Source organism: Marivirga sp., from assembly GCF_051117495.1.
Classification (GTDB): Bacteria; Bacteroidota; Bacteroidia; order Cytophagales; family Cyclobacteriaceae; genus Marivirga.
In genome coordinates this window covers 233,120-239,119 of record NZ_JBNPEF010000028.1, presented here as the reverse complement: position 1 = coordinate 239,119, position 6,000 = coordinate 233,120, and the positions used below count along the sequence as shown (strand labels likewise).

At 40.3% G+C, this 6,000-nt stretch carries 3 protein-coding genes and 1 pseudogene; 1 reads left to right on the top strand and 3 read right to left on the bottom strand.

Going from position 1 to position 6,000, the window contains the following annotated elements; genetic code table 11:
* Positions 1–122 precede the first annotated feature (122 nt).
* Positions 123–752, top strand: a complete 630-nt coding sequence (locus tag ACFE0M_RS15695; protein WP_434546731.1) for a DUF6624 domain-containing protein — start codon at positions 123–125, stop codon at positions 750–752.
* Positions 753–1,050: 298 nt separating this feature from the next.
* Here ACFE0M_RS15695 and ACFE0M_RS15690 read toward each other — a convergent pair.
* The 3 genes and pseudogenes from ACFE0M_RS15690 to ACFE0M_RS15680 all read right to left on the bottom strand — a co-directional run bounded on the left by ACFE0M_RS15690 (position 1,051) and on the right by ACFE0M_RS15680 (position 5,003).
* Positions 1,051–2,186 (bottom strand): annotated as a pseudogene (locus ACFE0M_RS15690) (IS91 family transposase).
* Entirely contained in the window at positions 2,183–2,767 is a 585-nt protein-coding gene (locus ACFE0M_RS15685) for a tyrosine-type recombinase/integrase (RefSeq protein ID WP_434546730.1), read from the bottom strand. The pseudogene ACFE0M_RS15690 and the gene ACFE0M_RS15685 overlap by 4 nt, the downstream one beginning before the upstream one ends.
* A 604-nt stretch (positions 2,768–3,371) precedes the next feature.
* Entirely contained in the window at positions 3,372–5,003 is a 1,632-nt protein-coding gene (locus tag ACFE0M_RS15680; RefSeq protein ID WP_434546729.1) for an OmpA family protein, read from the bottom strand.
* Positions 5,004–6,000 lie beyond the last annotated feature (997 nt).

Here is a 6,000-nt window from a genome sequence, read left to right as displayed (position 1 = left end):
CCCATCGGCTCAGTCCAACAACGTTTTATTCATCATTCTTACTGCTCTTAAATCACATTAACAGAAATGGGGATTTTACCTTTTTTTAATTACTTTTAGAGAACGATGAATAAAACGCTATAATGTTAGGGGCAATTAAAAGAAACGAGCATATGGACTTCGAAAAAATCTCGAAGACAATTTTAGGACTTAAGGAAAAGGACGATAAGCTCAGAGCCAAATTGATAAAAAATGGAACTCTTTCGAATGGCTATAATCAGGAAATGAAAGTGATTCATGACAGTAATGCGGAAGAACTTAATCGAATTATAGATGTAATTGGGTTTCCGACTTCTGAAAAATTAGGCGAAGAAGCAAGTAATGCAGCTTGGTTAATAATCCAACATTCTATTGGACAACCAGACTTCATGAAAAAATGTGCTGCACTAATGGAAATAGAAGTTGAAAATGGGCAAGCAGACAAAATAGACTTTGCTTATTTAACCGACCGAGTTGCTGTTTTTGAAGGTAATCCTCAACTATACGGAACGCAATTTGATTGGGACGAAAATGGAGAAATGAGTCCAGTAAAAATGGACGAGTACGACAAGGTTAACAAGAGAAGGAAAGCGATTGGTCTTAATTCTCTTGAAGAACAGATTAAGGTCATGAGAGCAAGAATTAAAACTGAAAATCAACGACCACCAAAAGATTATGAAGCAAGAAAAAGAGAGTATGACGAATGGAGAAAATCCGTTGGTTGGATAAAATAAAAAAAACTGCCCCTAACAACTAAGCATTCGTGTGGTCGGCACGACCCAACATGAATGCAATGTTGAGCGAATCAGAGGTCGGCAAGAACTGCAAGCCCCTATGGGAAAATCGAAGTATTGATCGTGAATTTCAAGGCTCAAAAGCGGGTGCTTCTAAGCATGAGGAATGATCAAATCGGGTTTTCATTACTGTCGATTTGATCTTTTTGATTTTTTAAGGTTGAAAAAGGCCATTTTTCGGGTGTTTTGGTGCTTTTTGGGCATAGCTTTCCTGTGATGCCCACAGCCGTTTCCTTTTTTAATGTGCCTGTAATTTTTTGAGCCAGTGCTTTGGCGGCCCTCTTTGGTCGAATACGGCCACGGTCTGCAGCCTTCCTTTTTTACAAGTAGGGCAGATTCCCAGGCATGTACCCCTAAACTCTAGGATTACAATTTCCAGTTTGCCAATTTGTGCATCTATGAGGGTCTTGCAATCCTTTTTACGGCCTCCTGATAAAATACCAAAGTGCCTGATTCGGGTAAATCCCTTGGGCAAGATCCCGATTCTCGGGACAGGTTATGCATGGAAAACCTTCTGATAAATTCCATTGGTTTTAATGTCACCATATGCTTTTTACCACCTTTACGATAGTCTTTGGCCGAAAATTTGACAGCATCTTTGCCCACATCGATCAACCGGTGGTTACTAATGCCAATCTTATGGGTATATCTGCCCAGGTATTCCACTACTTGGGCAGGGCCGTAAAAAGGCTGTTTACAATAAACCACCCAGTTCTTTTTGAACAACAGTTGGGCTTGTTGCTTGTCCAGCAGTTCTTCTTTCCTCAAAGCTGCCACCATCTTTGCCCTGAACACCTTGCCCATGGCCTTTACGGGGAAAAGGAATTTGTCCTTTCCTTTGCCTTCTTTCCATTTCCCGGATTTGCCCAGTCCCCCGGCTGGAATAATGCAGTGCAAATGGGGGTGCAGGCTCAAGTTCTGTCCCCAAGTATGCAGCACGGCAATCATGCCGTTGTGGGCTCCCATAAACTTCGGGTTGGCCGCAAAATCTCTAACCACTTGCCAAGCTGTTTTGAACAATAGTGCATATAGCAATCTGGGCTCTCCCAAGGCTATTGGGTTAAGTGTGTCAGGTAAGGTGAATACAGTATGGAAATAAGAAGTGTTGAGCAGGTCCTTTTCCCTTTCCCGTACCCACTTTTGTTGCAGGTGGCCTTGGCATTTCGGGCAGTGCCTGTTGCGGCAGCTGTTGTAGCTAAGGTGAAGTTTCCTGCATTTTGGGTTGTCGCAACGGTCGATATGCCCTCCCATTGCAGAGGTCCGGCATTTTGCTAGGGCATACAACGTCCTTCGCTTCCAGCTGTTGCCGATCAGTACGGGCAGTTCGTGCAGCTGTTGTTGCAAGATTTGCTGTACTTCAAAAGCAGGCCTCATGACTGGTACAATTTCTCTAAAGGAGAAAAGGGCAATGCTCTGCCCACTCTTGCTACATGCAGGTAACCTAAGGTAGTCTGAATATCCCCGTGACCGAGCAAATCCTTGAGCGTCATGATATCGGTACCCATTTCCAACAAATGGGTTGCATAACTGTGCCGCAGGGTATGGGCGGTAATTTGCTTCTTGATGCCCGATTGTTGCCTAGCTTGCCGCATGACCCATTGCACTCCCCGCGTGGATAGTTGGGTATGTCCCCCATCTTCATCAGATTGTCCGTTGAAAAGGTATTCCGTGGGTTTTTCAGCTTGGAGGTAAGTGTTCACGCCACGAACCAGCAAATCGCAAAGCGGAACATACCGATCTTTCCTTCCTTTGCCCTGTTGGACATGAAGCTGTTTCCTTTCCAAGTCTAAGTGGACAATTTTAAGGTTGCAAAGCTCAAAATTCCTCAATCCGCAACCATAAAGCAGGGCCATCATTAACCGGTGCTTGAGCAGTTTGGGCGTCTTCAGAAGCAAGCGCACTTCCTGTTGGCTTAATACAACGGGTAGAGCCTTCTGTCTTTCAATGGAAGGCAATATCACCCTGCTTTCCCTTTGCTCGAATATCCTATAGAGATAGCGGAGTCAGTAAACGGTATGCTTGAAAAAGCTATCGGAAGGGGTCTTCCTTTTAGACTTCAGCCTATACAAATAATCGAGGACCTGCTCGTCATCGAGTTCCAGCAAATCACATTGAAGATACAGGCCCATGTGCGCCAAACATCTCCCATAGTTGGTCAAGGTACTTTGGCTCTTTCCAGCAATGTCGATACTTCTTCTCAGCCTTTTGTACTGCAGACCAAAGCCAGGCACGATTTCACAGGCTTTTTCGATTAGGGTTTTACTTTTTTTTCATAACTTAGAATTTAATGAATGAATAACTCAACCTAAGTTACGGAAGTCTGAACAAAACGGCAGGCTTCCGCCCTTAGGCGGATTCGTTCAACACGGTGTATAAGCAATAGCGGTTTGGGTGCTAACTCAAACCATTTTTCATTTAATTAAAGTATATTGTTATTAGGATAGCAGTGGTATAAAATCCGCTACTGCTCATACACTAAACGTTATCAAAAAAAAGATTACTATAAAAAAATATTCTACCCTTCTCCAACCAATAATTTACCTACAAAACCTTATAATTCTATTCCAATCGAAAGACCACTTTACAATTTCGTTTTCGTTCCGAATCAGAATACTTGAGTTCAGTATTTTCACCCATTCCATTGGTGCTAAACATATCTTCCGGCACGCCTTTGTCCAGCAAATATGTTTTAATGGCATCGGCTCTTTTTTGAGTCAAATCATTGTGGTAAATGGTCACAATTTTTTCTGACGGCTCTTTCGCTACGGCTGTGCTATCAGTCTCTGAAGCAAAACTATTCCCAGTAGAAAGACTATCCATTGAAGCCAGATTATCCTCTGAGGTAAGACTATCTGTCTGATTGGTACTTACTAAAAGGGTATCATAGCGAATTTCTGGCAGACTATCAGCATACTTTTCCGATTCGGTAATGCTTCGCTGATAGACTTCCAGTCTAAAATGGAAATTTCGGTTTTGCTTCATCAAGGTAATCAAGCGAGTAAACTCCTCTTCTGCATTTAATGCAAAATCAGTTGATTGTTCTTTGAAGGCTATGGAAAGCGGATAAGGTTCACCTTCCTGCAAGGAGGCTAGGGTGATATCCTGTACTACCTTTTGAGAAGATTTTAAGTTTTGAAGGTCTAAAAATTCACTGTAATAGCCAAAACCCGGCTCTTTGGTTTCAATGGAGAAATCTACTTGATGTCCTTCTGCTAAATAGACGCCAAATGTCTTTTCCTCGGGATCCAATATGAAGCGACTCAGTTCCACGCCTGTTTCAATATCAATAGCTTTCACCAAGGCCTTAGCTGGCAAATTGTTGACATTTCCTTCCAGGTAATAGACTTTGGATGGTTGAAATTCTTCTGGCACTTTAACCATAAATAAATCATAGCCCCTTTCATCTTTTTCATGAATGTAGGCTACATCTCCCAAAGCGGTAACGCCTATATAACGATCATGGGCATCGGTATTCAAAAAATCCATAGCAATAGGTTTAGACCAGCTATCTTCCTCTTTACGGCTCATATAAAAATCGTAATTGCCTGCATTATTGAGCGCAGCAAAATAAAGGCTTTTATTGTCGGGTAAGATTACCGGATTAACGAAAGAGCTTGAGGCTAAATCCAATTTAATTTCTTGAGGTTCTTTCCAATAAACATCTCCTAGATACTCTGCAGCAAAGATTTTACAGTTTCCGGTGACTGGGTCTAGGGTTTCACATCGACTAAAATAGAGGGTTTTTCCATCGGCAGAAAGGGTTGGATCCATCTCATGTAAGCTCGAATTAAGTGGTTTACCGGGATTGATGGCCGGTGACCACTTATTGCCCTGTTTTTGTTGAAAACGGATATCATAGCCACCAATATTTGGTCCTTTTCGAATGGCATAAATCAGTTTTTCACCATCATAGGATATATTATAGGCACCAAAAGGAATCATATCTTTATTGGGGATATCCATTGGTTCTCCTCTTTGCCAGGTATTACCAATGGCGGTGCTTATGAAAATCTCTGCTTTTCCCGACTCTGTATAATCAGACATGTATAGAATGGTGCGACCGTCAGCCGTTAATTTGGGTGCATATTCATTATGGTTCCAGCTGTTAAGGGTAGGTGGTAGTTTCCGCTTTTGTGCCATGACTACAGTGGTGAAGCTCAACAGCAAAAAGCCGATCAATATCTTTTGCATTATCTTAATTTTTTAATGAATATAAAGAAAATTGACTTAAACTGAAATAATCCCAATAATTATCAATTAATGTAAGAATGAGTGGGATAGGCGAGGGGTGAAATTTTGATCAAATTGATCATCTTCTAAAATGAAATGAACTTCTTTTTTGAAATATTCTAACCCTGTAAAATCTACATAACTTATGGCTTAAATTGCAATGGGATTTATTCCGTTCATTTTTGGGGTATTGAATTACTAGCCTAATAATCGGCTTTTAAATTAACTATTATTTCAGTAGATTGCTATAAATATAAATTGAATTAACGTAACAAAAGTATATTTATTCGTCATTTGGCATGAATTAGTGTGGAAAGTGAATAACAAAATAAAAATAGAGATAATTCTGACAGGAATAGTAGCCTTTCTTCTACTAATGATTCTGGTATTAATACCATTCGATATTTCTGAATTTTACGCAAACCAGGAAACCTATATAAAAGTGCACAATTTGAATCCGGATGAAAAGAATTGGGAATGGCAGTATCTTGGCAGCTCGGTCTATCTAGGGATGATAAGCATAGTTGGATTAACCATAATAATATTTCGTATTATCATAAAGGACAACAAGACAATTAAACAAATAAACTGGATATTCTTGCTACTCTTCTATGGGCGAATGATCATAGGATTTTGCTATCGTTTGAATGCGGATTTTTGATCAATGAGAGTTAATAATAAACACTTCTTCTTACAACATATAATCCATTTGCTTCGCATTTTGTAGATTATACTTGCTTTTCATAGCTGGCACTCAAGGATAGAGCATTGGCAAACTGTGGAGCTTAATTATTCTAATGTTTTGTAATTAATGAAGTGCATCAGTTTGCGGAGAAAGCATAAAGTACTAGTTTCAGGAATTCATAGCCAAATGTAACAAACGGGTTTTATAAAGGCGTTGCATTTTTATTCAATCCTGCCAAATTAAAAAAGTGTTCCTATCAAAAACTATCCCATG

What these genes read in the sequence shown, in the direction of transcription:
- ACFE0M_RS15680 (WP_434546729.1), bottom strand. Translation starts at nt 5,003, where the DNA reads ATGCAAAAGATATTGATCGGCTTTTTGCTGTTGAGCTTCACCACTGTA.
- ACFE0M_RS15695 (WP_434546731.1), top strand. Translation starts at nt 123, where the DNA reads ATGTTAGGGGCAATTAAAAGAAACGAGCATATGGACTTCGAAAAAATC.